Annotated in this window: 25 protein-coding genes; 5 read left to right on the forward strand and 20 right to left on the reverse strand. The window is 69.6% G+C overall.

The genetic code is table 11. The features are described from left to right. Positions 1 to 4: 4 nt before the first annotated feature. From AC5Y2S_RS02310 to AC5Y2S_RS02340, 7 genes are read right to left on the reverse strand one after another with little or no spacing between them, the layout of a single operon-like run. The gene (locus AC5Y2S_RS02310) at positions 5 to 1483 is read right to left on the reverse strand and encodes a hydrogenase large subunit (RefSeq protein WP_499953541.1); all 1479 of its coding nucleotides are present in this window, start codon (positions 1481 to 1483) and stop codon (positions 5 to 7) included. Next, the gene (locus tag AC5Y2S_RS02315; protein ID WP_499953542.1) at positions 1480 to 2949 is read right to left on the reverse strand and encodes a proton-conducting transporter transmembrane domain-containing protein; all 1470 of its coding nucleotides are present in this window, start codon (positions 2947 to 2949) and stop codon (positions 1480 to 1482) included. Before AC5Y2S_RS02315 ends, AC5Y2S_RS02310 begins: the two co-directional genes overlap by 4 nt. Beyond that, the gene (locus tag AC5Y2S_RS02320; protein WP_499881566.1) at positions 2949 to 3611 is read right to left on the reverse strand and encodes a hypothetical protein; all 663 of its coding nucleotides are present in this window, start codon (positions 3609 to 3611) and stop codon (positions 2949 to 2951) included. Before AC5Y2S_RS02320 ends, AC5Y2S_RS02315 begins: the two co-directional genes overlap by 1 nt. Further along, positions 3608 to 4567 (reverse strand): respiratory chain complex I subunit 1 family protein, encoded by a 960-nt coding sequence (locus tag AC5Y2S_RS02325; RefSeq protein ID WP_499903849.1) that lies wholly within the window; start codon positions 4565 to 4567, stop codon positions 3608 to 3610. Before AC5Y2S_RS02325 ends, AC5Y2S_RS02320 begins: the two co-directional genes overlap by 4 nt. Continuing rightward, on the reverse strand, positions 4564 to 6495 hold the full coding sequence (locus tag AC5Y2S_RS02330) for a proton-conducting transporter transmembrane domain-containing protein (protein ID WP_499954332.1): 1932 nt from the start codon (positions 6493 to 6495) through the stop codon (positions 4564 to 4566). Before AC5Y2S_RS02330 ends, AC5Y2S_RS02325 begins: the two co-directional genes overlap by 4 nt. A gap of 41 nt (positions 6496 to 6536) precedes the next feature. Beyond that, positions 6537 to 7019: an NADH-quinone oxidoreductase subunit B family protein gene (locus AC5Y2S_RS02335; RefSeq protein WP_499953544.1), complete on the reverse strand. Its 483-nt coding sequence runs from the start codon at positions 7017 to 7019 to the stop codon at positions 6537 to 6539. Positions 7020 to 7022: 3 nt separating this feature from the next. Beyond that, positions 7023 to 7358, reverse strand: a complete 336-nt coding sequence (locus AC5Y2S_RS02340; RefSeq protein ID WP_499903949.1) for a lsr2/espR transcriptional regulator — start codon at positions 7356 to 7358, stop codon at positions 7023 to 7025. A 203-nt stretch (positions 7359 to 7561) separates the two neighbouring features. Between AC5Y2S_RS02340 and AC5Y2S_RS02345 the strand changes: the two genes are divergently transcribed. Then, complete coding sequence (locus AC5Y2S_RS02345; protein ID WP_499953545.1) at positions 7562 to 8350, forward strand: gluconate 2-dehydrogenase subunit 3 family protein; 789 nt, start codon at positions 7562 to 7564, stop codon at positions 8348 to 8350. Beyond that, the gene (locus tag AC5Y2S_RS02350; RefSeq protein WP_499953547.1) at positions 8343 to 10040 is read left to right on the forward strand and encodes a GMC oxidoreductase; all 1698 of its coding nucleotides are present in this window, start codon (positions 8343 to 8345) and stop codon (positions 10038 to 10040) included. The genes AC5Y2S_RS02345 and AC5Y2S_RS02350 overlap by 8 nt, the downstream gene beginning before the upstream one ends. Here AC5Y2S_RS02350 and AC5Y2S_RS02355 read toward each other — a convergent pair. Next, positions 10024 to 10791, reverse strand: a complete 768-nt coding sequence (locus tag AC5Y2S_RS02355; protein WP_499953548.1) for an alpha/beta fold hydrolase — start codon at positions 10789 to 10791, stop codon at positions 10024 to 10026. The genes AC5Y2S_RS02350 and AC5Y2S_RS02355 overlap by 17 nt on opposite strands. Before the next feature lie 63 nt (positions 10792 to 10854). Between AC5Y2S_RS02355 and mhuD the strand changes: the two genes are divergently transcribed. The 3 genes from mhuD to AC5Y2S_RS02370 are packed head-to-tail and all read left to right on the forward strand — an operon-like array spanning position 10855 to position 13247. Then, positions 10855 to 11175 carry a mycobilin-forming heme oxygenase MhuD gene (gene mhuD / locus AC5Y2S_RS02360; RefSeq protein WP_067011383.1) on the forward strand — a complete coding sequence of 107 codons (321 nt, stop codon included), beginning with the start codon at positions 10855 to 10857 and terminating at the stop codon, positions 11173 to 11175. After that, positions 11150 to 12514: a serine hydrolase gene (locus AC5Y2S_RS02365; protein ID WP_499953550.1), complete on the forward strand. Its 1365-nt coding sequence runs from the start codon at positions 11150 to 11152 to the stop codon at positions 12512 to 12514. The genes mhuD and AC5Y2S_RS02365 overlap by 26 nt, the downstream gene beginning before the upstream one ends. 4 nt (positions 12515 to 12518) lie before the next feature. Then, a complete protein-coding gene (locus tag AC5Y2S_RS02370) occupies positions 12519 to 13247 on the forward strand; it encodes a hypothetical protein (RefSeq protein ID WP_499953551.1) in 729 nt (242 codons plus the stop codon). Positions 13248 to 13251: 4 nt separating this feature from the next. Here AC5Y2S_RS02370 and AC5Y2S_RS02375 read toward each other — a convergent pair whose 3' ends face one another. The 12 genes from AC5Y2S_RS02375 to AC5Y2S_RS02430 form a co-directional block, all read right to left on the reverse strand. After that, a complete protein-coding gene (locus AC5Y2S_RS02375; RefSeq protein WP_499953553.1) occupies positions 13252 to 13803 on the reverse strand; it encodes a histidine phosphatase family protein in 552 nt (183 codons plus the stop codon). Beyond that, on the reverse strand, positions 13800 to 14567 hold the full coding sequence (locus tag AC5Y2S_RS02380) for a CbtA family protein (protein WP_499953555.1): 768 nt from the start codon (positions 14565 to 14567) through the stop codon (positions 13800 to 13802). Before AC5Y2S_RS02380 ends, AC5Y2S_RS02375 begins: the two co-directional genes overlap by 4 nt. Before the next feature lie 9 nt (positions 14568 to 14576). Continuing rightward, the gene (locus tag AC5Y2S_RS02385) at positions 14577 to 14792 is read right to left on the reverse strand and encodes a CbtB domain-containing protein (protein ID WP_499903858.1); all 216 of its coding nucleotides are present in this window, start codon (positions 14790 to 14792) and stop codon (positions 14577 to 14579) included. Positions 14793 to 14929: 137 nt separating this feature from the next. Further along, positions 14930 to 15310, reverse strand: coding sequence for a YbjQ family protein (locus tag AC5Y2S_RS02390; protein ID WP_068131246.1), 381 nt, complete (start codon positions 15308 to 15310; stop codon positions 14930 to 14932). Between the two features lie 70 nt (positions 15311 to 15380). Further along, entirely contained in the window at positions 15381 to 17915 is a 2535-nt protein-coding gene (clpC1, locus tag AC5Y2S_RS02395) for an ATP-dependent protease ATP-binding subunit ClpC (protein WP_499881554.1), read from the reverse strand. A gap of 299 nt (positions 17916 to 18214) precedes the next feature. Next, positions 18215 to 18553 (reverse strand): histone-like nucleoid-structuring protein Lsr2, encoded by a 339-nt coding sequence (gene lsr2 / locus AC5Y2S_RS02400; RefSeq protein ID WP_036363110.1) that lies wholly within the window; start codon positions 18551 to 18553, stop codon positions 18215 to 18217. Between the two features lie 113 nt (positions 18554 to 18666). Then, positions 18667 to 20175 (reverse strand): lysine--tRNA ligase, encoded by a 1509-nt coding sequence (gene lysS, locus AC5Y2S_RS02405; protein WP_499953556.1) that lies wholly within the window; start codon positions 20173 to 20175, stop codon positions 18667 to 18669. A 47-nt stretch (positions 20176 to 20222) separates the two neighbouring features. Then, a complete protein-coding gene (locus tag AC5Y2S_RS02410) occupies positions 20223 to 21038 on the reverse strand; it encodes a type III pantothenate kinase (protein ID WP_499903860.1) in 816 nt (271 codons plus the stop codon). A gap of 2 nt (positions 21039 to 21040) precedes the next feature. Further along, positions 21041 to 21460, reverse strand: coding sequence for an aspartate 1-decarboxylase (gene panD, locus AC5Y2S_RS02415; protein ID WP_499953557.1), 420 nt, complete (start codon positions 21458 to 21460; stop codon positions 21041 to 21043). Continuing rightward, positions 21460 to 22389 (reverse strand): pantoate--beta-alanine ligase, encoded by a 930-nt coding sequence (gene panC, locus AC5Y2S_RS02420; protein ID WP_499953559.1) that lies wholly within the window; start codon positions 22387 to 22389, stop codon positions 21460 to 21462. Before panC ends, panD begins: the two co-directional genes overlap by 1 nt. Next, positions 22386 to 23297, reverse strand: a complete 912-nt coding sequence (locus AC5Y2S_RS02425; protein WP_499953560.1) for a Rossmann-like and DUF2520 domain-containing protein — start codon at positions 23295 to 23297, stop codon at positions 22386 to 22388. Before AC5Y2S_RS02425 ends, panC begins: the two co-directional genes overlap by 4 nt. A gap of 125 nt (positions 23298 to 23422) precedes the next feature. After that, positions 23423 to 24802, reverse strand: a complete 1380-nt coding sequence (locus tag AC5Y2S_RS02430; protein WP_499953561.1) for a DUF6779 domain-containing protein — start codon at positions 24800 to 24802, stop codon at positions 23423 to 23425. Positions 24803 to 24887 lie beyond the last annotated feature (85 nt).

The following is a 24887-nucleotide window of genomic DNA, read 5'->3' on the forward strand; positions in this document are numbered from 1 at the left end:
GGTCTCAAAGGTCATTGCCGGCGTAGGACTGATTGAAGCTTTTGTTGACCAGCGGGAAGTCGGGAACGATGGTGTCGGCCATCGCGACGGGCAACGCTGGCCAGTTGAACCAGGACGGGTCGACGATTTTTGCGCGGGTGATCCGATCGGCGGCGCCGGTTTCGACGCGGTGCACGATGGTGCCGCGCCAGCCCTCGACGATGCCGACGCCGCTGCGGGCCCCGAGCGACGCGGCTGGCGTCTCAGCGTATTCGATTGGGCCGCTGTGTGACTCGATCAGGTGACAGGCCAGCTCGGTGGAGGCCGCGAATTCGTCGCGCCGCACCGTGTAGCGGGCCAGCACGTCACCCGTGGCGGCGCCGATCTCGGTAACGGGCAGTGCGGTGCTGGGGTGTTCGATTCGCGCGTCGGTGCGCATGCCGCTGGCCCGCGCCACATAGCCCAGGCACCCGAGGGCTTCGGCGTCTTCCTTGTCCATGACCGCCGTCCCGGCGAACCGGTCATACACCCCGGAGTTGCGCAGGGTCAGCTCCGCGATCTCGGCGACGTCGGCGGCAATCCGGCGCAGCGCGGCGACATCCGGCAGCGCCCGCAGCGCGACCGTGCCGGGGCGGACGGCGCCGCGCAGCAGCCGATGTCCGGTGACCGTCGCGTTGAGTCGCAACAGTTCTTCGCGGACGCGTTGCGCGTGCGCGTGGGCGAGGCCGAACCCGACGTCGTTGGCCAGCGCGCCGAGGTCGGTGACGTGGTTGTAGAGCCGTTCGAGCTCGACCAGCAGCGCCCGCAGCCGGTGCGCCTCGTCGGGAAGCTCCATCCCGAGCGCGTCCTCGACGGCGAGGCAGTGGGCGAGCGCGTGCGCGACGGAGGTGTCGCCGCTGACCCGCTCGGCCAGCTCGACCGCGCCGCCGGTCGGTCGGCCCTCGAACAGCTTTTCCAGGCCCCGGTGGACAAACCACAGTCGCGCCTTGAGCCGCAACACGGTCTCGCCGGCGACCGAGAAGCGGAAGTGGCCGGGTTCGATCAACCCCGCGTGCACCGGACCCACCGGGATCTCGTACACCCCCGGCCCCTCGACGGTTACGAACGGGAAATGGCCGCTGCCATCGAAGTCGGCCGCGGCCGACGCGCCGCTGCGCATCGGATACCACTCCTCGGGCCAGTGGGCGTGCCGCACCAGCCGGCGCGGCTTGGGATGCCCGACGGGCCGGATTCCGTACAGGTCCGCAATTTCGCGCTCGAAGCGGCCGGCCACAAACGACAGGTACGCCAAGGACCGGATCTCCGGATTATCCCTCGACACAACGCATTCCAATTCGACGCGGCGATCGGGCCAGCCGGCCAGGAAGAGGTAAACCACACGGAAGGCGCCGCCGTCGTCGTGGGCGGCCATCAGGCCCAAGCGAAAGCCCTTGTCCAGCAGTAATTCCGCCGTTTCCGCCAGGCTGTCCTGCGATAGCCTGTGGCGCACCCAGTCGCGTCTCATCGCGGCGCCCCGACGTCGCCGGCGGCGGTGGTGAACAGGCCGGTGAGCGGACCCGCGGTGACACCGAGCACCACCGATGCGGCCACGCCGATCAGCAGGGCCGCCGCCACGGTTCTCGGCACCGCGATCTCCGGGGTGTCAGCTGGGCTGTCCCCCAGCAGGATTCGGCCGAAGTTGCGCGCCAGCGCCCCGAAGGCGATCGCGACCAGCAGCAGGCCCGCCCCGATGGCCCACGTGAGCCTGGCATCGGCGAGCGAGCGGACGATGGCCAGCTCGCTGGCGAACATCGCGAACGGCGGCAGCCCGAGCAGCACGATCACACCGACGGCCAGCGACACACCGAGGAGGCGGGAGCGCCGCATCACCGCGCTGATGTCGGCGATCTTGGTGGAGCTGTGCGCGGCCTGCAGCTGACCGCTCGCCAGGAACAGAACCGTCTTGCCGATTCCATGGGCGAGGACGTGCAGCAGCAGCGCGGCGATGGCCAGCGTGGTTCCCGCGGCCGCGGCGATCGCGATCAGGCCCATGTTCTCCATCGAGGAGTAGGCGAGCATGCGCTTGAGGTCGGGGGTCACCGTCAGCATCAGGGCCGCCACCACCAGCGTGGCCAGCCCGATCACCAACAGCCAGGACCGCATGAAGGTGGGACCCGTGGCCGCGTCGATGACCGGCTTGAGTCGGATCAGCACCGAGAAGGCCACCGACAGCAGCACCCCGCTCATCAGCGCGGAGACCGGTGCCGGTGCCTGGCTGTGCGCGTCGGCCAACCAGGTGTGGAACGGAAACAGCCCGACCTTGGCGCCGTAGCCGATGAGCAGCAACCCGCCCGCCAGCCGGGCGATGTCGGGATTCAGCCCGCCGGCGTGTGCCGCCAGCACGTCGAGGTTCAGCGCGGCGGCGGCCGGCGCGCCGGCGTGCTCGGCCGCGTAGTACAGCAACACCGTGCCCAGGAAGGCGATCGCGATGCCGACCGAGCAGATCACCACGTACTTCCACGTCGCCTCAAGCGCGCCGCGGGTACGGCGGTGCCCGACCAGAAAGGCGGTGATCACGGTGGTGGCTTCGACGGCGATCCAGATGACCCCGATGTTGTTGGCGCACACCGCGACAACCATCGCGGCCAGGAAGGCCGCCGTCAGCGCGCCGTAGATTCGGGCGCCGCGCGGGTCGGTATGGCCGTGCGCGAGCTCGGTGTCGATGTAACCGACGCTGGCCCAGGTGGCCAGTGCCGCAACGACTCCGATGACGATCAGCATGGTGACGGTGAGCGCGTCGACGCGCAGCAGGCCGCCCAGCGCGAGCCGCGTCCCCGATCCGACCCGAAACCCGAGCGCCGCGCCACACCCGAGCACCGCCACCGCCGACAAGACGATCAGCGTTGCCGTCGACCGGCGCCATCCGGCGAAAAGTGTGGCGAGCGACGCGACGACCGGGGCGAGGATCGCGGTGAGCAGCAGGGCGGTCATCAGTCGTGCAGCTCCTGCAGCCGGTCCAGGTCGGCGCCGCCGAAGGTGCGAGACAGCCGACCGGTCAGGACGCCGATCACGATGACCGCGAACAGCACGTCCAGCGAGGCGCCGAGCTCGACGATCATCGGCACCCCGGCCGTGAGCAGGAACGCGGTCGCGGCGATTCCGTTGTCCAGCATGAGGAATCCGGCCGCCTGCGACACCGCGTGGCGCCGGGTGACCATGACCAGCAGCGCGATGAGGACGACGGCGGTGGCGGCCGGGACGGCGGTGGTGGTGGCCGCCGGCTGCAAGTTCACCAGTGGCCGGGTGGCGGCGAACGCGGCCAGCGTCAGCGCGGCGGTTATCAGCAGTGACGTGGCGGTGTTGACCAGCGGGGTGGCTTCGCGGTGCGCCTGCGGTCCGGACCCCACCGCGCGCGCCAGCAGCCGCGGCAGGACAACGGCCCGCAGCACCAGCACGGCGACGCCGACCCCGATGAGCGCGCGGTCACCGTCGTACATCCCGCGCAGCACGGGAATGGCGGCCAGCGCGACGCCCTGGATCGCCAGCAGCCGGACGATGGCGACCAGGTCGCGGCGCCACACGATCAGCACCGCGCCCAGCAGCAGCCCGCCGGCGGCGAGATCGACGAGAACCGTAAAGGTGTGGTACGTCATGCCGGCACCGCGAAAAAGTTGGCGGCGACCACCGCGAGCAACGCCAGCAGGAAGGATCCGGAAAGCAGCTCGGGGACCCGGAACAGCCGCAGCTTCGCGACGAAGACCTCGACGGTGGCCAGCAGTCCAGCCAGCACCGCGACCTTGGCGGCGATCGCCACCAGACCGGCGAGTACGCCAAGCGCGCTTGGCTGGGCGCCGGCGATACCCCAGGGCCCGAACAGGTTTGCCAGCAGCGCCAACAGCACGGTGAGCCGCATCCCGGCCGCCCACTCGACGAGCGCGAGCCGCGGGCCGGCGTATTCGAGGACCATCGCCTCGTGGACCATCGTCAGCTCCAGGTGGGTGGCCGGGTTGTCCACCGGCAGCCGCCCGGTCTCGGCGACGATGACGATCACCAGCGCGGCGAACGCCAGCACCGCGGCCAGCGACACCACCTGCCCGGGGTGGGCGATCGTATGTTCCACCAGCGCACCGAGATTCGCTGATCCCGTCGGCATGGACAGCGCGAAGACCGCCAGCAGGATGGTGGGTTCGACCAGCGCGGCGATGGTGATCTCGCGACTTGCGCCCATGCCGCCGAACGAAGTCCCGGTGTCGATGCCGGCCAGGGTCAGCGCCACGGTGCCCACGAAGAGCAGGCCGACGACGGCGAACAGGTCGGCGCTGGCGTCCAGCGGCGACCCGGTGGCGACCAGCGGCGCGATCGCGGCGATCAGCAGGGTCGATCCGGCGACGATCGCGGGCGCGGCCGCGAACACCGCCGTCGTCCCGCGCGGCGTGATCTGTTGCTTGCCAAGCTGTTTGACGATGTCGCGCCAGGGCTGCAGGAGGCCGCCACCGACGCGGCCCTCCCAGCGCGCGCGCACCTGACGGGTGAGGCCGACCACCAGCGGCGCTCCCAACATCACGCCGCCGATCTGCACGGCACCCGCGACGTAGGACCAGGCGTTCATCGGGCAACCACCAGCACCGTCAGGACGCCGATCGCGCCGTAAGCCAAATACAGGTGCACGCTGCCGGTGTGGGCGCGCCGCACCGCCCCGGCCGCCACCGAAATCACCTGGACCACCGGAGTATAGAAGCGTTCCTCGATCGCGTCGCCGATGCTGCTGCGGTAGGTGATCTTGTCGGCCAAGTACCGCGACCCCGCGTTGGGCACGACCTCGATGTTGGTGTCGGGCCGCAATATGTCGTCGAAGACGCGCTGCAGCGGCTCGGCGAACGAGGTGGCGGTGTACTGCATGCGTGCCGTGAGATCCTCGGCGCCGCAGGCCCATAGCGGCAAAGTGGCGGGCGCGGGGCGGCGCGTCCGGCGCCACTGCGCCAGCACGGCGGCGGCCAGCGCGGCCACCACGACGCCGGCCGCGATCACGCCGGGCGCGATCGACCCCTGCAGGCCCGGCAGTCGCACGAAGGCGCCGAAGTCGGTGAATTGCACCACCCGGGCCGCGGGCAGCGTGGCGACCGTCCGACGCAGCGCGGGTGCGACGACCGAGGGCGCCACGGCCAGCACCACGCAGGCGACCGCCGCGATCGCCATGCCGGCCAGCATGCTGCCCGGCGCCTCGCGCGCGTCGGTGGCCGCTGCGGAGCGCGGCCGGGCCAGGAATCCGATCCCGAAGGCCTTGACCATCGCCGCCACGCCCAGGCCCGTGGTGAGCGCGACGGCGCCCACCGCCAGCGGCGTGGTCAGCGCCAGCACCGCGACGTGTTGGGAAGCCGTGTGGATCAGCGACTGCACCAGCAGCCACTCGCTGACGAAGCCGGCGCCCAGCGGCAGCCCGCACGCGCCCAGCGCCGCCACCCCGAACAGGGCGGTGGTCGCCGGCATCCGCCGGGCCAGGCCGCCGAGCCGGTCGAGGTCGCGCAGCCCCGTCGCGGCCAGCACCGAACCGGCGGCCAGGAACCCGAGGCTCTTGAAGGCCGCATGCGCGATCAGGTGCAGCATGCCCGCGACCGCGGCGATCGTCGCCGGCCCGTGCGCCCCGGCGGCCGCGAACAGAGTCGCCGCCCCCAGCGCCAGCGCGATCAACCCGAGGTTCTCGGTGGTCGAATAGGCAAGCAGCCGCTTGAGATCCGTGGCCACCGAGGCCTGCACCACGCCGTAGAGCGCCGACACGCCGCCGACGACCATCAGGGTGAGGCCCCACCAGCGTGGGCCGGGGCCGAGCAGCTGCATGTCGATGCGGCAGATGCCGTAGACGCCGAGGTTCACCATCGCCGCGCTCATCAGCGCCGACACCGGGCTGGGCGCCTCGGGGTGGGCCCGCGGCAACCAGGCGTGCAGCGGCACCAGCCCCGCCTTCGACCCGAACCCCGCCACCGTCAGCAGGAACACCGCGGTGCGCGCGCCCTGCGGGATTCCGTGCAGGTCGGCGAACCGGTCGGCGCCGCCGGCCGCCGACAACACCATCAGGCCGACCAGGATCGCGACGAACCCCAACTGGGTCATCACCGCGTACACCAATGCCGCGGAACGGACCTGGGGGCGCGTGTGTTCTGCGAGCACCAACACCAACGACGCGAGCGCCATCAGCTCCCACGCCAACAGGAAGGTGGTGACCGACGCCGCCGCGGGCACCAGCAGCATCGCCGCGACGAACAATGGCAGCACCGCCAGCGCGGCCCCGCCGAGGTGCTCGCGCCGCGCGTAGCCGACGGCGTACGGCCCGACGACGACGGCGACCGCGCCCACGAGCGCCATGAAGAAGCCGCCGAGCGAGTCCAGGCCCAGCTGCACCCCCGACAGCGGCAGCAACCAGCCGATGCGCACGTCGCGCACCGGATCGAACATCCCGACGATGCCCGCCCATACCCCAGCCGCGCCGAGCAGCGACGTCAGCGCGCCCGCGACCGCGGGTCCGAGGTCCTTGCGGGCCAACAGGTTTGGCGCGGGCGCCGCACGCGCCACCAATTCCGTCGTCACCTGCCGGTCACCGACCTGAGCGCCTCGATGATCTGGCTCGGCGTCGGCGGGCACCCCGGGATCTCGACGTCGACGGGCACCACCTCACCCACAGCGCCGAGCACCCCGTACGCGTCGGCGAAAACCCCGCCGTTCAGGGCGCAGTCGCCGCAGGCGATCACCCGCCGCGGCAACGGGGTGGCTTCGACCGTCGCAGCCAACGGGCCGGCCATGTTATGTGTCACGACGCCGGTCACCAGCAGCGCGTCCGCGTGCCGCGGGGAGGCCACCAGCCGGGCGCCGAAGCGCTCGGCGTCGTAAACCGGTCCGAACGCCCCCGCGATCTCCACCTCGCACCCGTTGCAGGAACCGGCGTCGACGTGGCGGATCTGAAGCGAACCACGCACCCCGGCAACCGGTTTCCCCGCCGGCGGCGGTGGTGCGGATGTAGCGGGTTCGGCGATCCGGCCGACCCGGAACGCTTTGCGGATCCAGCCCATGCGCTACCCCACGCCGCCGGCGCGCAGGTCCTCCAGCACCGCCACGCGGTCGCTGAGGACCCCGGTGAGAACCTTGCGCGCAACCAACAGCAGTTCGGCGATGTCGGGCGAGGCGATCGAATAGATCATCGTGTTGCCGTCCCGGTGCGCGTCAACCACGCCCGCGCGCCGCAAAACACCCAGCTGCTGAGACAGGTTCGACGATTCGACCCCGACCTCGGGCAGCAGTTCGGCGACCGACTTGTCCCCGGTGACGAGGAGCTCGAGGACCCGGATCCGCGCCGGGTGCCCCAACGTCTTGAAGAACTCGGCCTTGACCTTGTACAGCGGCACCGACACGGGCAGGTCTCCTGAAGACTCCACGTTTCCTACATTCGAACAATTGAAGAATTTATCAAATAGTGTTGCGTTCCGCGCGCCGGGGTCCGGCCTTCGGCTTCGCGGCCGCCGCCGGTATCGCAAAAGGCGGTTGCCGCGCAACCCGACACGCCGCCCGCTCCGCGTTCCACGTGAGACTCATATCCGCGTCATACCCTGCCGATGTGCCCAGCGAGGAGGCCGGCCAGGGATCCCGCTTGCCGCCGGTGTCCCGGCGCGCGGTACTCGGCGGCCTCGGCCTGCTGCCGCTGGCCGCCGCGACGCGGGGCGCCCTGCCCGCCGCGTCGGCCGACCCGGGCTACCGATTCCTGACGCAGCACCAGGCCGCGGTGCTCGACGCCGCCACCCGCCGCCTGATCCCCGGCCCGCAAGACTGCCCGACCGAGTTCGGTCCGGGGGCGCACGAGGCGAACGTGGTCAACTACCTCGACCGGATGCTGTCGGTGTTCGACGTCACGCCCGCCGACGTCCACGCCGGCGGCCCGTGGAGCAACCGCGCCGGCGGCTCGCAGGACTACATGGCCACTTTCGTCCCGCTCAACCGCGCCCAGGCGTACGCGTGGCAACAGCGCCTGACGCAGCTACGCAACCAATACACCAGTGGCATCGCTCTGCTCGACCAGCAGGCCGGCGGCGACTTCACCGCGATCCCGGGGGTGAAGCAGGACCTCATCCTGGCGCACGGTCCGGCGGCGACCTTCGCCGGCGTGCTGTTCGGCCACACCATCGAGGCGATGTACAGCGTCCCCGAGTACGGCGGCAACGCGAACCTGGTCGGCTGGAAGGACATCAAGTACCCCGGGGACTCCCAGCCGCGCGGATACACCCCCGCCGAGGTGGAAGCGATCCAGTGGGACGTGGTGGTCCTCAGCGACATCATCAACCGGCTCCGCCGCGGGGGCTGGGAACAGGTCATCTCCAAATTGGGCGGAAGGGGCGGCGTGAGTGCCTAAGGCGGTCATCGTCGGCTCCGGCGCCGGCGGGTCGACGGTGGCGATGGAGCTTGCCGAAAACGGCTGGGACGTCGTTATCTTCGAGAAGGGATCGAACTACTTCACCAACCTCGAGGGCACCGGCTCGCTCGGCACGACATTCGCCAACGACGAACTCAAGTCGCTGTACCGCTACTTCGAGCAGCCCGACCCGCTTGCCTACCCGCGCACTTATCGGCACAACGCCGCCCAGGCCGCCGGTTACGTCGGCCCGGTCAACGAACTCCCGGTGACCGTCGGCGGCGGAACCGTGCACTGGGACGCGAAGGTCCCACGGTTCTGGGACATCGACTTCAAGGGGCTGTCGATGCTCGGCCCGCAGCCCGGCGCGGACGTGCAGGACTGGCCGTTCGAATACAGCGAGATCGCACCGTATTACGACATGATCGAGGTGCTGCTCGGGACGCAGGGCGACGTCGCGACGATTCCCGCCCTCTCACGCAAGCATGCGCCGCGCTCGCGGCAGTACCCGATGCCGCCCGGGCCGCAGCAGCGCTCGTCGACGCTGATTGCCAAGGGGGCCAAGCGAATCGGGCTACATCCGTATCCGTTTCCGACCGCGATCAATTCGGTCGAATACGACGGCCGTCCGGCGTGCAACAACTGCGGGTTCTGCAGCAACTACGGTTGCCCGATCTCGGCCCGGGTGGGTGCGCTTGCGCCGCTGCGCCTGGCGCTGCGGACCGGCCGGGCGCAGTTGCGTCCCGAAACCACCGTCACCAAGGTCAATTTCGCCGGCCGGAGGGCCACCGGGGTCTCCTATCTCGACCCGGTGGGCAATCCCGGCGGGGAGAGCGCCGACCTGGTGGTGCTGGCCGCCTCGGCGATCGAGACCGCGCGCCTGGCGCTGCTGTCCGGCCTGCCCGACGCCAGCGGACGGATCGGCGCGCGGCTGATGTTTCACAACTTCGTCGACGGGTTCGGCATCTACCTCGACCAGCGGGTGCACGCCTACCGCGGCCGCTCGATCACGCAGTGCATGGAGGATTTCTGCGACCCCAATTTCCCGGGCGCTCGGCTCGCGGCAAAGCTGGCGGGACTGCCCTACATCCGTGGCGGCCTGTGCGAGCTGGGCGGCAGCCAGGACCCGATCACGGAGGGCAAGTTCTACCAGGAGATCCTCGGATTCCTGCCCGGGGTGCAGCTGTTCGGCAGCCCGTTCAAGGACCTGATGCGAGCCTCGCTGCTGCGCGATCGGCTCGCCGGCGTGAACTTCATCGGCACCGACCTGCCATACCTGACCAACAATGTCACGCTCGACCCGACGGTTACGGACCTCAACGGCCAGCCGGTGGCCCGGGTGACCTGGGCGCCCGGCCGGCACGAGGCCGTCGCGCAGACGTTCTACCTGGTGCCCATCACCGCGATGATGGCGGCGGCCGGCGCGCAGCTGTTCGCCGCCGTCCCGGACGGCCTGGAGCGAAAGCTGGGCGGCGGCACCCCGCCGAACACCAAGCACGTGATGGGCGGGATGCAGATGGGCGTGTCCCCGGCGACGAGCGTCGTCGACCCGAACGGGCGAATGCATCAGCTGGACAACGTTTTTGTCGCCGACGGCAGCGTGTTCGTCACCTCGGGCTGCCAGAACCCGACCAACACGCTCATGGCGGTGGCGCTGCGCACCGCGCGCGGGATCACCGGCCGGCGGTGACCGCCAGGAAGGCCTCCACGGCGTCGCGGAACACCTGCGGCGCTTCGTCGTGGACCAGGTGACCGGCCTGAGGTACGTGCAAATACGTTGTTGGGGACGATGTTTCGGCCATCGCTCGCATCTGGCCCGGCGGAGTCACCGAGTTGCCGGCCTCGATCAGCAGCGCCGGCGCCCGCACGGCCGCCCACTGCGCCCAGTAGTCCCGGGTGCCCCATTCGGCCGCGATCTCGATCCAGCGCGGGGTGTGCCCGTGCAGCCGCCAGCCGCGTTCGGTGCGGTCGAACGCGTCCAGGAAATACTGCCCGGCGACTGGCCCGAACTCATCGAACACTTGCTCGGCAGAGTCGAATTCGACCGGAAGGGCATGCAGCCAGGGCTCCCACGGCCCGGTGGTGCGGCCCCGGAAGTCCGGCGCCATGTCCTCGATCACCAGCGCCGAAACCAGATCCGGGCGCTCGGCGGCGAGGCACCATGCGTGCAGGCCCCCCATCGAGTGCCCCACCAGCCGGGCCGCCGTCCCCAGGGCGCCGACCGCGTCGGCCAAATCGGCGACGAAGCGTTCGGTGCTGATCGGGTGTGGGTCGTCGACGTCCCGGCCCCGGTGCCACGGGGCGTCGTAGGTGTAGATGGTGCCCAACCGGGCCAGCCACGGCAGCTGGCGCGACCAGGTGGTGCCCCGGCCCATCAGGCCGTGCACCAGCACCAATGGCTCGCCCTGGCCGCCGCGGCAGGTCAACAGGTCGGTGGACATATCACCATCTTGCGTGGCCTGCCCGGGAGCCGGGCAGGAAGGGCGGCGCGGTAGCCTAGCGGGATGCCGCAAGTGGTGAAGATCAATGCAATCGAGGTCCCCGCAGATGCCGGTCCCGAGCTGGAGAAGCGGTTCGCCCACCGCGCACACGCGGTGGATAACCAGCCCGGTTTCCTCGGCTTCCAGTTGCTGCGCCCGATCAAGGGCGAAAACCGCTACTTCGTGGTGACGCATTGGGAGTCCGAAGACGCCTTCCAGGCCTGGGCGAAGGGACCCGCCATCGAAGCCCATGCGGGCGAGCGGGCCAACCCGGTGGCGACCGGGGCGTCGTTGCTGGAATTCGAGGTCGTGATGGACGTTGCCGGCAGCAAGCAGGGTAGTTAGCGAGCGCTCGGCTCGGCGCCGCGTTGCGGCGTTGGGCGCCGCGGCGGCGCTGGTGGTGACCCTTGCGCCGGGTTGCGCCCCCGCTCCCTCCCCGCAGGCGAACGCGGCGAACCCGGGCCGGCAGATCGACACCCGCACGCCGCCCGGCGTCCGCGCGCAGCAGACCTTGGACATGCTGAACTCGGACTGGCCGATCGGCCCGGTCGGGGTCGGCACCCTGGCCGCGCCCGACAAGGTCGAGTCGGTCGAAACCACCATGGAGGGGCTCTGGTGGGATCGCCCGTTCACCCTCGACCGTGTCGACCTCAGCGCCAGCGTGGCCACGCTACATCTGGTCACGTCGTATGGCGCGCGACAAGACATCCGGCTGCACACCGACGACGAGGGCCGGGTCGACCGGTTCGACGTCGACACGCAACCGCCGAAGATCCGGTCTTGGCGCGACGTCGACGCCGTGCTGAGCAAGACCGGCGCCCGCTACTCCTACCAGGCCGCCAAGGTCGACGACGGCCATTGCGACCCGGTGGCGGGCACCAACACCGGCGAATCACTGCCGCTGGCATCGATTTTCAAGCTGTACGTGCTGCACGCGGTCGCCGGCGCCGTCCGGGACGGCACGGTGTCCTGGGATGATCAGCTCACCGTCACCGACAAGGGCCGGGCGGTCGGCTCGTCGGGCCTGGAACTGCCTGTGGGAGCGCATGTTTCGGTTCGTACGGCCGCCGAGAAGATGATCGCCACCAGCGACAACATGGCCACCGACCTGCTGATCGGAAGGCTCGGAACGCACGCGATCGAGGAGGCCCTCGCCACGGCGGGCCATCACGATCCGGCCAGCATGACGCCGTTCCCGACGATGTATGAGCTGTTCTCCGTCGGCTGGGGCAAACCGGACCTGCGCGATCAGTGGAAGCAAGGGTCCCGGCAGGTCCGCGCCCAGTTGCTGGCGCAGGCGGATTCGACTCCCTACCAACCGGATCCGGCCCACGCCCACACCCCCGCCTCGGCCTACGGCGCGGAGTGGTACGGCAGCGCCGAGGATATCTGCCGGGTGCACGCGGCGCTGCAGGCCGACGCGGTAGGTCCGGCCGCGCCGGTCAGGCAGATTCTTTCGACGGTGGCCGGCATCCAGCTGGACCGCAATGTGTGGCCGTACATCGGCGCGAAAGCCGGTGGGCTGCCGGGTGATTTGACGTTCAGCTGGTACGCCGTCGACAAGAACCAACAGCCGTGGGTGGTCAGCTTTCAGCTCAACTGGCCCCGCGATCACGGCCCCAGGGTGACCGGCTGGATGCTGCAGGTCGCCCGGCAGGCCTTCGCTCTGATCGGCCCCAAGTAGCCGGGTGAGCGCCCGCGAATCGCTGCTGGATACCTTTCCGGGGCGCCTGTTCGTCGAGGACATGCGGCGCTTCGGCGGCCTCGCCGTACCCGAGAGGCTGATCCGGGCCGCGGCCCGGGCCATCTCCGGTTATCTCTACTCCGATCGTTGGCACGACGTGGCGGACTTCGATGTGGATGATCCGGAGCTGCGCAAGTACGACAGCTGGGGCCGCGCAGCGCTGTCGGCGCTACCCTCGTTCGGGTCGCCGCACATCCACCAGGGGGATTTGGACGAGTTGCGCGCGCCGAGCGTCCACAATCGGAACCCGTTCAGCGCGTTGCCCGCCGGCGCGTTCTGGACCTCGACGCCGATCACCGAGGACGAGGATTCGTGGACCCTCTGCGGCGAGAACTTGAGACGCGAAATGCCGCGCTGGGAGGTGCATTTCGACGTCGCCCGGGTTCGCGTGGCGCAGATCGATTCGGCCCGCGACTGGGCCGACCTGATCAACGCGAACGCCGCCACGGCGGAGGGCTGTAGGTACCCGGACTGGCCGGCGATCGCGCAGCGCTGGGATGCGGTGCACCTGTCGCCGGCGGGATTGCTGCTGGCGCATCCCAAGATCTCGACGACTCGATTTAGCTCCTACGCCGGCGTCGGGGAGTGGTCCACGGTCTCCACGGCGTGGCTGCGCGCGCCGCCGGGCGCGGAGATCAGGCCGGCGCCAGGCCCCGATCCGGAGAGCCGCTAGGGACTCACAAACGCAGCGTCCAGCGGCCGGCGCGAAAGTGCATGACGACGCGACTGACCGGTGCGATGTCGATGCGCCAGAACGATTTCGGCGGCATGTCGAGGGCCTCCAGGATGGCCGCCCGGATCACCGCCGGATGCGTCACCGCCACCGCCGGCGTCGCTTCGCCGGTCAGCCCGTCGAGCCAGCCTGCGACACGCCCCATCAGGTCGACGATCGACTCGCCGCCGTGCGGTGCCCGCGCCGGATCGGTGAGCCACGTCTCGAGGTCCGCGGGGCCGACGGCCCGCAGGGTCTGCCCGCACCACCCGTCGCAATCGAGATCGGCCAGCCGCGGCTCGACTGTGGCGTGCAGGCCGAGCAGCTGCGCGGTTTGGCGGGCGCGCCGCTCGGGTCCCGTGAGCTGGCGCGTGGTCCCATCTACCTCAAGGCGCCCAGCCTTTTTCGCCTGCCGAAGGCCGATGCCATTGAGCGGCTCGTCCGCGGGGAAGCGTCCATCCGCCATGGCGTCGGTCATCGCGTGCGACACCAGGGTCAGGCGAACGACATCGGTCACGCGGGTACTCGCTCCTCCAGTAACCGGCCCGCCAGTATCGCGAAGACCACACCGATCGCCGCCCACAACACCAGCTGCGCGCCAAGTGAGAGCAGTCTGAATTCGTAGAGCACGTCGGCCGGAAAGCCGGGATAGATGATCGCGCCCGAGGCGTCGCGCAACGGCGGCGGAGTCTCGTCGACGACAGGTAGCGGCACGGCCACCACGGCGATCGCGAGCACGTAGGCCGCCGCCGCGGACAAACCGGCGCTCCACGCCCCGAGCCGGGCCGCGAGCCGTCGGTAAAGCCACACGGCGGCGATCGCCAGCGCCACCGATGCCAGCACCATCACCAGGTACCAGCCGGTGCGGGCCCCGATCGTGTCCGCCTGGCCCACCGCGGGCGGATTCGGCGGGTACTTGAGGAACGGCACCAGGTAAACCGCGACGAACGCGCCCGCCGCGAGAAGCGCCGAAAGTGGCCGCACCCCAATGGTTCTCGCCCGCGCCGAGACCACGCAGAACAGTACGGAAAACAGCGCACCCATCGCGACGCCGAAAATCAGCACGCCGAAACCCAATCCGGCGTTGGACTGCACGCCGCGACTGAACAACTCGGCGCCGTGCTCGTGCACGCCATGAGCGTCAAGGGCGTCGCTTCGCCCGTCCTCAAAAGCGATCGCGCGCGCAATAACCGGCTCCGCCCACACGCGGGCGAACAGGAACGCGAGCACCGCGCCGACGGCCCCCGTTAGGAGACCGCGTGCGATCAGCCGCTTCTCCACGCTGCGGGGTCAGTGGCAGGGGAAGCCGAGCAGATGGCGTGCGTCGTGGACGAACTCGTGCACGTGGGAGTCGCTGCCGAACAGCGACAGTGCGCCCTGATCGACCCCGACGAAGTACAGGGCCAACAGCGCCAGGAACGCGGTGGCCGCCAACCAGAGCGCGGCGCTGGCCGCCGACAGATCGACCGACCGGGTACGGGCGCCGGCCTTCTCGAGATTTGCCACGGGTACTCCTTCCGGGGATTACGCGTCCCCGCTGCGGATGACGGGCTACGGGTCTGACTTTCGACAGTGGCGCGACCGTTCTGGAATTTCACCGGATTCCGTGTCCCGTCAGGACAGCTGTCAGTCTAGACCGCGCGTCAATGTTGGGGCGCCGCGGCGCCGTAGCCGAGCTGGCCGGCGGTGTACTTGGCGCCCTCGGTGACCGGCACCGCCTGGACCGCCGTGCCGTAGGCGCAGATCTCGGTCCACACGTCGCCGATTTCGGTGGTGTCGAAGCGCATCGCGACGATCGCGTTGCCGCCGCGGTTGCGCGCCTCGGCGATCAGCCGTCCCATGGCCTCGTTGCGGCTGTCGGAGAGGTTCTTGGTCATCCCCTGCAGCTCGCCGCCGAACATCGCCTTGAAGCCGGCACCCATCTGGGAGAACGCATTTCGCGACCGAACGGTCAGCCCGAACACTTCGCCGCACACGCGCTGGATCTCCCAGCCCGGGAGGTCATTAGTTGTCACGATCAGCACAGGCGGGCCCCTTACATGCGAGACAGGCGGTTAATCCCGTCAGAGATTAACCGCCCGTTCGCTGCAATCGCTACTGCGTTTCGGGTGCGCTGTGCGCTCCGGCCTTGGCCAGATCAGGCTCGACCGGCGGCTTGCGAGTTCCGGTGAACGTGAACACCGCCTCCTCGCCGGCGCCTTCCCCGTCCCAGTTGTCCACGTCGACGGTGACGAGCTGCCCGGGGCCGACCTCCTCGAAAAGGATCTTCTCGGAGAGCTGGTCCTCGATCTCGCGCTGGATGGTGCGCCGCAACGGACGGGCGCCCAGCACCGGGTCGAAGCCACGCTTGGCCAGCAGAGCCTTGGCCTTGTCGGTCAGCTCCATCGACATGTCTTTGGCCTTGAGCTGCTTGCCGACCCGTTCGATCATCAGGTCGACCATCTGGATGATCTCGTCGCGCGTCAGCTGGTGGAAGACGATGATGTCGTCGATGCGGTTGAGGAACTCAGGGCGGAAGTGCTTCTTCAGCTCGTCGTTGACCTTCTGCTTCATCCGCTCGTAGTTGTTGTCGCCGCCGCCCTGGGTGAAGCCCAGGCCCACCGGCTTGGAGATGTCGGAGGTGCCGAGGTTGGACGTGAAGATCAGCACGGTGTTCTTGAAGTCCACCGTGCGCCCCTGGCCGTCGGTGAGCCGGCCGTCCTCGAGGACCTGCAACAGGCTGTTGTAGATCTCCTGGTGCGCCTTTTCGATCTCGTCGAACAGCACCACGGAAAACGGCTTGCGGCGCACCTTCTCGGTGAGCTGGCCGCCCTCCTCGTAGCCGACGTATCCCGGCGGGGCACCGAACAGCCGCGACGCGGTGAAGCGGTCGTGGAACTCGCCCATGTCGATCTGGATGAGCGCGTCGTCGTCGCCGAACAGGAAGTTGGCCAGCGCCTTGGACAGCTCGGTCTTACCGACACCGGATGGGCCGGCGAAGATGAACGAGCCCGAGGGCCGCTTGGGGTCCTTCAGCCCGGCGCGGGTGCGGCGGATCGCCTTGGAGACGGCCTTGACGGCATCGACCTGGCCGATGATCCGCTTGTGCAGCTCGTCCTCCATGCGCAGCAGCCGGGTGGTTTCGGCCTCGGTGAGCTTGAACACCGGGATGCCGGTCCAGTTTCCCAGCACCTCGGCGATCTCGTTGTCGTCCACCTCGGCGACAACGTCCATGTCGCCTGAGCGCCACTGCTTTTCGCGCTCGGCCCGCTGGGCGACCAGTTGCTTCTCCCGGTCCCGCAGGCTCGCGGCCTTCTCGAAGTCCTGGGCGTCGATCGCCGATTCCTTCTCGCGGCGGGCGTCGGCAATTTTCTCGTCGAACTCGCGCAGGTCTGGCGGCGCGGTCATCCGGCGGATCCGCATCCGGGCGCCGGCCTCGTCGATCAGGTCGATGGCCTTGTCCGGCAGGAACCGATCGTTGATGTAGCGGTCGGCCAGGGTGGCCGCGGCCACGATCGCGCTGTCGCTGATCGACACCCGGTGGTGGGCCTCGTACCGGTCCCGCAATCCCTTGAGGATCTCGATGGTGTGGGCCACCGTCGGCTCACCCACCTGCACGGGCTGGAAGCGGCGCTCCAGGGCGGCGTCCTTCTCGATGTACTTGCGGTACTCGTCGAGCGTGGTAGCGCCGATGGTCTGCAGCTCGCCGCGGGCCAGCTTGGGCTTGAGGATGCTCGCCGCGTCGATCGCGCCCTCGGCGGCGCCGGCACCCACCAGAGTGTGCAGCTCGTCGATGAACAGGATGATGTCGCCGCGGGTGTTGATCTCCTTGAGCACCTTCTTCAGCCGCTCCTCGAAGTCACCGCGGTACCTCGAGCCCGCCACCAGCGAACCCAGGTCGAGCGTGTAGAGCTGCTTGTCCTTCAGCGTCTCTGGCACCTGCCCGTGCACGATGGCCTGCGCCAGGCCCTCGACGACGGCCGTCTTGCCAACGCCGGGCTCGCCGATCAGCACCGGGTTGTTCTTGGTGCGCCGGCTCAGCACCTGCATCACCCGCTCGATTTCCTTCTCGCGGCCGATGACCGGGTCCAGCTTGCCTTCCATCGCGGCGGCCGTCAGGTTGCGGCCGAATTGGTCGAGCACCAGCGACGTGGACGGGCTGCCGGACTCGCCGCCGCGGCCGCCGGTGCCGGCCTCCGCGGCTTCCTTGCCCTGGTAACCGCTCAGCAGCTGGATCACCTGCTGGCGCACCCGGGTCAGCTCCGCGCCCAGCTTGACCAGCACCTGGGCGGCCACGCCCTCACCCTCGCGGATGAGGCCGAGCAGGATGTGCTCGGTGCCGATGTAGTTGTGGCCCAGCTGCAGCGCCTCGCGCAGGCTCAGCTCGAGAACCTTCTTGGCCCGCGGGGTGAACGGGATGTGCCCCGACGGCGCCTGCTGGCCCTGGCCGATGATCTCCTCGACCTGGCTGCGAACGCCCTCGAGCGAGATGCCCAGCGACTCCAGCGACTTCGCCGCGACGCCCTCGCCCTCGTGAATCAAACCCAACAAGATGTGCTCGGTGCCGATGTAGTTGTGGTTGAGCATCCGGGCCTCTTCTTGCGCCAGGACGACGACCCTGCGGGCACGGTCGGTAAATCTTTCGAACATCGGTGCTTACCTGCTCTCCCTTGCCATCGGTACAGACCTCTTGATGGCCAATTGCCGGCCCCTAGGGGCCGGAACCGCGTACCTGCTCTCCACTGTAATGGTCGGCCCGCCGCGGTTCCTAACGTTGCGGTTGCTGGCCGTCCCGGCCGCATACCGCCGTTGGCGCGCAGCCGTAACAGGTAAACGAGGAAAAACGCGAAAGCGTTTCCCGCGCGGGGCGGCGAGCGTTCCGCCGCCAGCGAAATCGAAAACGACCGGCGCCCGGGCCGTACGGACCCGGGCGCCGGTAAGCGCTTCGCTTAGGTGGCTGCGTGGAATGCGTCGATGACGTCCGCCGGGATGCGGCCGCGCGTCGACACGTTGTGCCCGTTGCGGCGGGCCCATTCCCGGATGGCGGCGCTTTGCTCGCGGTCGATGGCGCCGCGGCCACGTCCGGAGCCGGAACGCCCGCGCCGCCGACCGCCGACGCGGCGGCCCGCCGCGACCCACTGCTTCAAATCGTTGCGCAGTTTCGCAGCATTCTTGGACGAAAGGTCAATCTCGTACGTCACCCCGTCAAGCCCGAATTCAACCGTTTCGTCGGCCGCGCCCGCACCGTCGAAATCATCGACCAAGGTGACGGTCACTTTTTTCGCCATTAGCTTACCCTCGCGTTTCGTCCTGAGCAGTTGCTGAGCAGTTTGGATTCACTCCCCAAGTCACCAATCTGCCATAACAACGCAGAATACTCAATCCAGGGGCAACGGGTAAGTCAACTGGAGTGCGGCCGAACAATCGGAAACAAAACTGTCTCTCTAATTGACAGGCCGGTCAAAGACATCAACAACCGATCGATACCCATTCCGGTTCCGGTGCACGGCGGCATCCCATACTCGAGCGCGGCGAGAAAATCTTCGTCGAGCGCCATGGCCTCGTCGTCGCCGGCGGCCGCGGCGCGGACCTGCGCGGCGAACCGTTCGCGCTGAACGACGGGGTCGTTCAATTCGGAGTACCCGGTGGCCAGTTCGACCCCGCGAACGTAGAGGTCCCACTTCTCGGTCACGCCGGGAATGCTGCGGTGCTGCCGCGTCAAAGGTGTTGTATCCACGGGGAAATCCTTGACGAAGGTGGGTGCGGTCAGGGAATTGCCCACCGTGTGCTCCCACAGTTCCTCGACGAGTTTCCCGTGTCCGTAGCCGCGGTTGTCGGGGATCTCTGGCATTTTGGAGCCGAGCTGCCGGATGATGGCCCGCAGGCGATCGACCGTCGTGTCGGGTGTGATCTCCTCACCGAGCGCCGCCGACAGGGACGGGTACATTTGTATTGACGCCCATTCTCCGTCTATGTCGTACACGCTGCCGTCCGGGAACGGGAGTTCTCGGGTTCCGATCGCCTCGTCGGCCACCTCTTGAATAAGCTCACGCGTGACGATCGCTGAATCGTCATAGGTGCCGTAGGTCTGGTAGGTCTCCAACATCGAAAATTCTGGAGAATGCGTCGAATCGGCCCCTTCGTTTCGGAACACGCGATTTAACTCGAAGACCTTGTCGAATCCGCCGACGATGCAGCGCTTGAGGAACAGTTCCGGCGCGATCCGCAGGTAGAGATCGATGTCGAGCGCATTGGAATGTGTGATGAACGGCCGGGCCGCGGCGCCCCCGGCCAGCGTCTGCAAGATAGGGGTTTCGACTTCGAGAAAGCCGCGCCGTTCCAGCGCGTTGCGGATCGCCCGGATCACGGTAATTCGCTGCCGGGCCACCGTGCGGGCCTGGGGACGAACGATCAGGTCGACGTAGCGCTGCCGGACCCGCGACTCCTCGCTCATCTCCTTGTGCGCGACCGGCAGCGGCCGCAGCGACTTGGCCGCCATCCGCCACGAGTCGGCCAGCACGGACAATTCGCCGCGCCGTGAGCTGATCACGTTGCCGTGCACGTAGACGATGTCGCCGAGGTCGACGTCGGCCTTCCACGCGTCGAGCGACTCCCGCCCGACCTTGTCGAGGCTGACCATCACCTGCAGGGTGGTGCCGTCGCCGTCCTGGAGTGTCGCAAAGCACAGTTTTCCGGAGTTGCGCGCGAAGATGACCCGGCCCGCGACGCCGACGATGTCGTCGGTGGCGGTGTCGGTGGGCAGGTCGGGGTGGGCGGCGCGGACCTCGGCCAGGGTGTGGGTGCGCTCGATGGCGACGGGGTAGGGGTCGGATCCCTCGGCCAGCAGGCGAGCGCGCTTGTCCCGGCGGATCCGGAACTGCTCGGGAAGGTCGGGGGCGGCGTCACTCACGACGTGCCAGCTTAAAGGACGGGGCGTCGGGCCGCGCCGACGGCGACTTAGCGGGCCGTCTTCAGCCGGCCGCGTTCGGCGTCGCGGTTGCGTTCGAAGACCAGCTGCAGGCCGTGCAACGTCAGGTGCTGGTCGTAGTGGTTGACGGTGTGCAGTTCGGGCAGCAGCAACGGCGCGGTATGGCCGGTCGCTACGACGGCGACGTCATCGCCGGCGAACCCGTCCACGTTCTCGCGGATGCGTTGCACCAAACCGTCGACCAGACCGGCGAATCCGAACACCGCGCCGGCCTGCATGCATTCGACGGTGTTCTTGCCGACCACCGATCGGGGCCGGGTCAGCTCGACGCGGCGCAGCGCCGCGGAGCGGGCGGCGGCGGCATCGGAGGAAACCTGCACACCCGGGGCGATGGCACCGCCGAGGAACTCGCCCTTGGCCGACACCACGTCCACGCAGATCGAGGAGCCGAAATCGACGACGACGGCCGCCTTGCGGTATTTATGGAAGGCCGCCAGGCAGTTGACGATCCGGTCGGCGCCCACCTCTTTCGGATTGTCGACCAGCAGCGGTATCCCGGTGCGCACCCCGGGCTCGATGAGCACGCTGGGCACCGACGGCCAGTACTGGTCGAGCATGACCCGCACCTCGTGCAGCACCGACGGGACGGTCGACAGCGCGGCGGCGCCGGTGAGGCGCTCGGAGTCGTCACCGATCAGGCCGTCGATGGTCAGGGCGAGTTCGTCCGCGGTTACCTCGGATTCGGTGCGAATCCGCCACTGCTGCACGACCTTTGCGTGCTCCTTGGATCCGGATAGCAGTCCGACGACGGTGTGCGTGTTGCGGACGTCGATGGCCAGCAGCACGGCTACCTCGCGCCGATCCGGGGATCGAGCAATTCGTCGACGCCGTCGGGCACGAACGCCGGGTCGTGGCCGAGGTCGATCGGCTTGTTGTCGGCGTCGACGAACACGATCCGCGGCCGGTAGGCGCGCGCCTCCGCGTCTTCCATCGTCCCGTACGCGATCAGGATCACCAGGTCGCCGGGGTGAATCAAATGCGCTGCGGCGCCGTTGATTCCGATCACACCGCTGCCGCGTTCGCCGGTGATGGCGTAGGTGACCAAACGGGCGCCGTTGTCGATGTCCACGATGGTCACCTGCTCGCCCTCGAGCAGGTCCGCGGCGTCCATCAGGTCGGCGTCAATGGTCACCGAGCCGACGTAATGCAGGTCGGCCTGCGTCACGGTGGCGCGGTGGATCTTCGACTTCAGCATCGTCCGTAACATCAATTCCTCCAATGTGATTCGAGGGCGTCCCGATGAGCGTCCGGCCCCGTGGGTGCCGGCGGTGGTGTTCCTACTTCGATGGCGATGTTGTCCAGCAGCCGGGTAGTGCCCAGCCGGGCCGCGATCAGCAGCCGGCCAGGCGCCCCGGCCCGCAGCGGGTCCAGGTCCGCGTTGCGCAGCTCGAGGTAGTCGACGCTGATCGCGGGCACGGCGTCCAGCACGGCGTTGGCGGCGTCCAATGCGGCCTGCGCGCCGGCGGGCGCGGCGTGCGCCGCCGCGGTCAGTGCCGCCGAAAGCGTGCCGGCCAGTTCGCGTTGCGCCGCGTCCAGGTAGCGGTTGCGCGACGACATCGCCAGGCCGTCGAATTCGCGCACGGTGGGGACGCCGACGACGGCCACGTCGATATTGAGGTCGGTGACCATCTGACGGATCAGGACCAATTGCTGGTAGTCCTTCTCGCCGAAGAAGATCCGATCGGGGCGCACGATCTGCAGGAGCTTGCACACCACGGTCAGCACGCCGGAGAAATGGGTCGGCCGCGCGCCGCCCTCGAGCTCGCCGGCCAGCGCGCCGGGGTGCACGGTGGTGCGCAGGCCGTCGGGATACATCGCCGCGGCGGTGGGCGCGAACACGATCTCGACGTCCTCGCCGCGCAGCAGCGCCAGGTCCTCGTCGAGGGTCCGGGGGTAGGCGTCGAGGTCTTCCCCGGCCCCGAATTGCAGCGGGTTGACGAAGATCGAGACAACGACCACCGAGCCGGGGACCCGCTTGGCGGCCCGCACCAGGGCGAGGTGCCCGTCGTGCAGGGCACCCATGGTGGGCACCAGCATCACGCGCCGGCCGGTGTGGCGCAGCGCGCGGCTGACGTCGGTGACGTCGCGCGGCGCCGAGTAGACGTTGAGTTCGCCGGGTTTGAAGGTGGGAGTCATCGCGCGAGCACCTCCAGGACGTCGGCGGGGGCGTGCGCGCGCTGGGCGGTCCGCAAGGCGTTGACCCGGTACGCCTGGGCCAGGTCCGGGTCGAACTCGGCCAGCGCGGCCAGGTGCTCGGCGACGGCGGCGGCGTCGCCGCGGGCGACCGGCCCGGTGAGGGCGGCCTGCCCGCGCCGCAGGGTGTTCTCCAGCGCCGCGCGGGCCAGCGGCCCGACGATGCGTTCGGCGAGGCCGCCCGGCTGGTCGTCGACCGTCTGTTGCCCGAGCAGTTCGTTGCCGCGCAGCGCGGCCCGCAACGCCTCGACCGCGTCGGCGAGCACCGTCACGAGGTGGTTGCTCGCGTGCGCCAGCGCGGCGTGGTAGAGGACGCGGGCGTCCTCGGGGACGCAGAACGGCTCGCCGCCCATCTCGAGCACCAGCGACTGCGCGATGGCGTACCCGACCTCGTCGACCGCGGTGATCCCGAAACAGGTGTCAGGCAGCCGGCTGATGTCCTCGTCGGAGCCGGTGAACGTCATCGCGGGGTGGATCGCCAGCGGGATGCAGCCGTCGTGGCTCAGCGGCGCGAGGATGCCGACCCCGTTGGCGCCGGAGGTGTGCGCGACGATCGTGCCGGGGCGCACGGCGGAGGTGGCGGCCAGCCCGGACACCAGGCCGGCCAGTTCGCTGTCGGGAACGGCCAACAGCAGCAGCTCGGCGTTGGCGGCCACGTCGGGCGGCGACGCCACCGGCGTATCGGGCAACCGGTGGTGCGCCCGCTCGCGCGACGCGTGCGAGACGGCGCTGCAGGCCACGACGACGTGGTCGGCGCGCTCCAGCGCGACACCGAGCGCGGAGCCCACCCGGCCGGCGGAGACGATGCCCACCTTGAGCCGCGCCGGGCGCAGTCCGTCGAACTGCTCCATCGCAGACGACCTCATAGCTTTCTTGGTTCGTTCCAGTCCCATGCGCGGGTACCGGACGGTCCCTAAGACTTTAATCGATCCATCGGGCCGAGCCCAACGAAAGCCGGTGTGAGGAAGCTCCCAGCTCAGCCGTCGCGCCGGCGGCGGCGACCGCCGCCGGAGGGCTCGACCTGCAGCCGCGCCAGCAGTTCGGCCACCGACTGGCCCCCGCTGGGCGGGCTGTCGTCGGAACCATCGGCGCCCCGCGGCAGGGGGTCGGTGCCACGATGCCGGGGCGCGACCTCGGCGTGCGGCGGCGGAGCCATCTGCGGTGGCGGCGGCGCCGCGCCGGGGGGCGGCGGGCCCGGTTGCGGGGGTGGCGGCGGCGCGGCGGCCGGGGCGGGCGGGGGCGTGGGCTCGTTCGTCGGCGTGGGGGTACCGCCCGCTTGCGGGGGATAGTTGCGCACGCCGTAGTCGCGATATTCCGCCGAGTGGCGCGACCGCGCCCGACGGCCGGGTTCGCCGTATGGCGGTGGCTGCGGGTGCTCGAAGGGCGAGCCGTCCAGGGGTTCCTCGGCGCCGTAGTGACGGGCGCGCCGCCCGCCCGGCGACTCTCCGCCCGGGGCGCCGGCCGCGTCGCCGCCGGCCCAGTTGCTGCCGGGCGCGCCCGGGGGCAACCACTGCCCTTCCGCGGCGGCGGGCCGCCAGTCCTGCATCTGCGGCTGCGGTTCCGGTTGCGACGGTGGCGGCGGCGGCTGACGCTGCTCGTAGCGCGCCTCCGGCGCGGGCGGGGGCGTCATGTACGGCGGCTCTTGGGAGACCACGTATCGCGCCTCTTGGCGCGCGTCGTACTGGAACCGCTCGCGCGGGGGCGGCGGCTGCCGGGGCGGCAGCAACGGTTCCTCGGGCACGTCGATGATCGCGGCTTCGTCGGCGCGGCCGTCCGCCTGGCCGGGCGGGTTGTCCCGGGCGACCGACGCGACGCGATCGCTGGACACCCAGTCCGGGTTGCTCTCGCCGTTGCGTTCCCACTCGCTGTACGCCCGCCCGCGTGGCGCCTCGGTCTCGTGCGTCTCGAGCGCCGGGCGCTGCTGCAGGTCGGTGTCGAACAGGATCTCGAGGCTGGTCCGCAACGCGCTCAGTTCCGCGCGCAGCGCGGCCAGGTCGTCCTCGGCCTGGGCGCGCAGCTCGGATGCCAGCTCGCGCCGCAGCTGCGACTCCACCGTCAGCTCGTATTCGCGACGGGCCGAGATCTCCCGGTCCAGCTGCAGGTCGTAGACCAGCTTCAGGTCGCGGACGCGGGACTGGTCCGCGTCGCTTTGGCGGCGGTAGAGCACCGAAACGAAGGCGCCGGCGACTGCGGCCCACAGCGCCAGGATTACAGCGAGCTTGAGGAGTTCCACCCGGTTGGTGAAAACCAGTGCGGAACTGGCCCCCATCGCGAGGACCAGCAACGCCGTCAAGAGCACCCACCCCGGCCTGCGGCCGCCGCGCCGAACCCGGGCGCCGCGGGACAGAACGGTCATGGCCTGAGAGTACCTGCGCGAGGTCACTCCGCGTGTCGCGCGGCTCCGGCGATTCCCACCCGGGTTGACCGCCGGGTCGCCGGGT

It is taken from the genome of Mycobacterium sp. NGS69 (assembly GCF_059812165.1).

Coding starts and splice junctions, on each gene's coding strand:
- AC5Y2S_RS02430 (WP_499953561.1), bottom strand. CDS start 24,802: ATGACCGTTCTGTCCCGCGGCGCCCGGGTTCGGCGCGGCGGCCGCAGG.
- AC5Y2S_RS02355 (WP_499953548.1), bottom strand. CDS start 10,791: ATGTCCACCGACCTGTTGACCTGCCGCGGCGGCCAGGGCGAGCCATTG.
- clpC1 (WP_499881554.1), bottom strand. CDS start 17,915: ATGTTCGAAAGATTTACCGACCGTGCCCGCAGGGTCGTCGTCCTGGCG.
- AC5Y2S_RS02325 (WP_499903849.1), bottom strand. CDS start 4,567: ATGAACGCCTGGTCCTACGTCGCGGGTGCCGTGCAGATCGGCGGCGTG.
- AC5Y2S_RS02335 (WP_499953544.1), bottom strand. CDS start 7,019: ATGGGCTGGATCCGCAAAGCGTTCCGGGTCGGCCGGATCGCCGAACCC.
- lsr2 (WP_036363110.1), bottom strand. CDS start 18,553: ATGGCGAAAAAAGTGACCGTCACCTTGGTCGATGATTTCGACGGTGCG.
- AC5Y2S_RS02315 (WP_499953542.1), bottom strand. CDS start 2,949: ATGACCGCCCTGCTGCTCACCGCGATCCTCGCCCCGGTCGTCGCGTCG.
- AC5Y2S_RS02425 (WP_499953560.1), bottom strand. CDS start 23,297: ATGGAGCAGTTCGACGGACTGCGCCCGGCGCGGCTCAAGGTGGGCATC.
- mhuD (WP_067011383.1), top strand. CDS start 10,855: ATGCCGCAAGTGGTGAAGATCAATGCAATCGAGGTCCCCGCAGATGCC.
- AC5Y2S_RS02310 (WP_499953541.1), bottom strand. CDS start 1,483: ATGAGACGCGACTGGGTGCGCCACAGGCTATCGCAGGACAGCCTGGCG.
- panD (WP_499953557.1), bottom strand. CDS start 21,460: ATGTTACGGACGATGCTGAAGTCGAAGATCCACCGCGCCACCGTGACG.
- AC5Y2S_RS02320 (WP_499881566.1), bottom strand. CDS start 3,611: ATGACGTACCACACCTTTACGGTTCTCGTCGATCTCGCCGCCGGCGGG.
- panC (WP_499953559.1), bottom strand. CDS start 22,389: ATGACTCCCACCTTCAAACCCGGCGAACTCAACGTCTACTCGGCGCCG.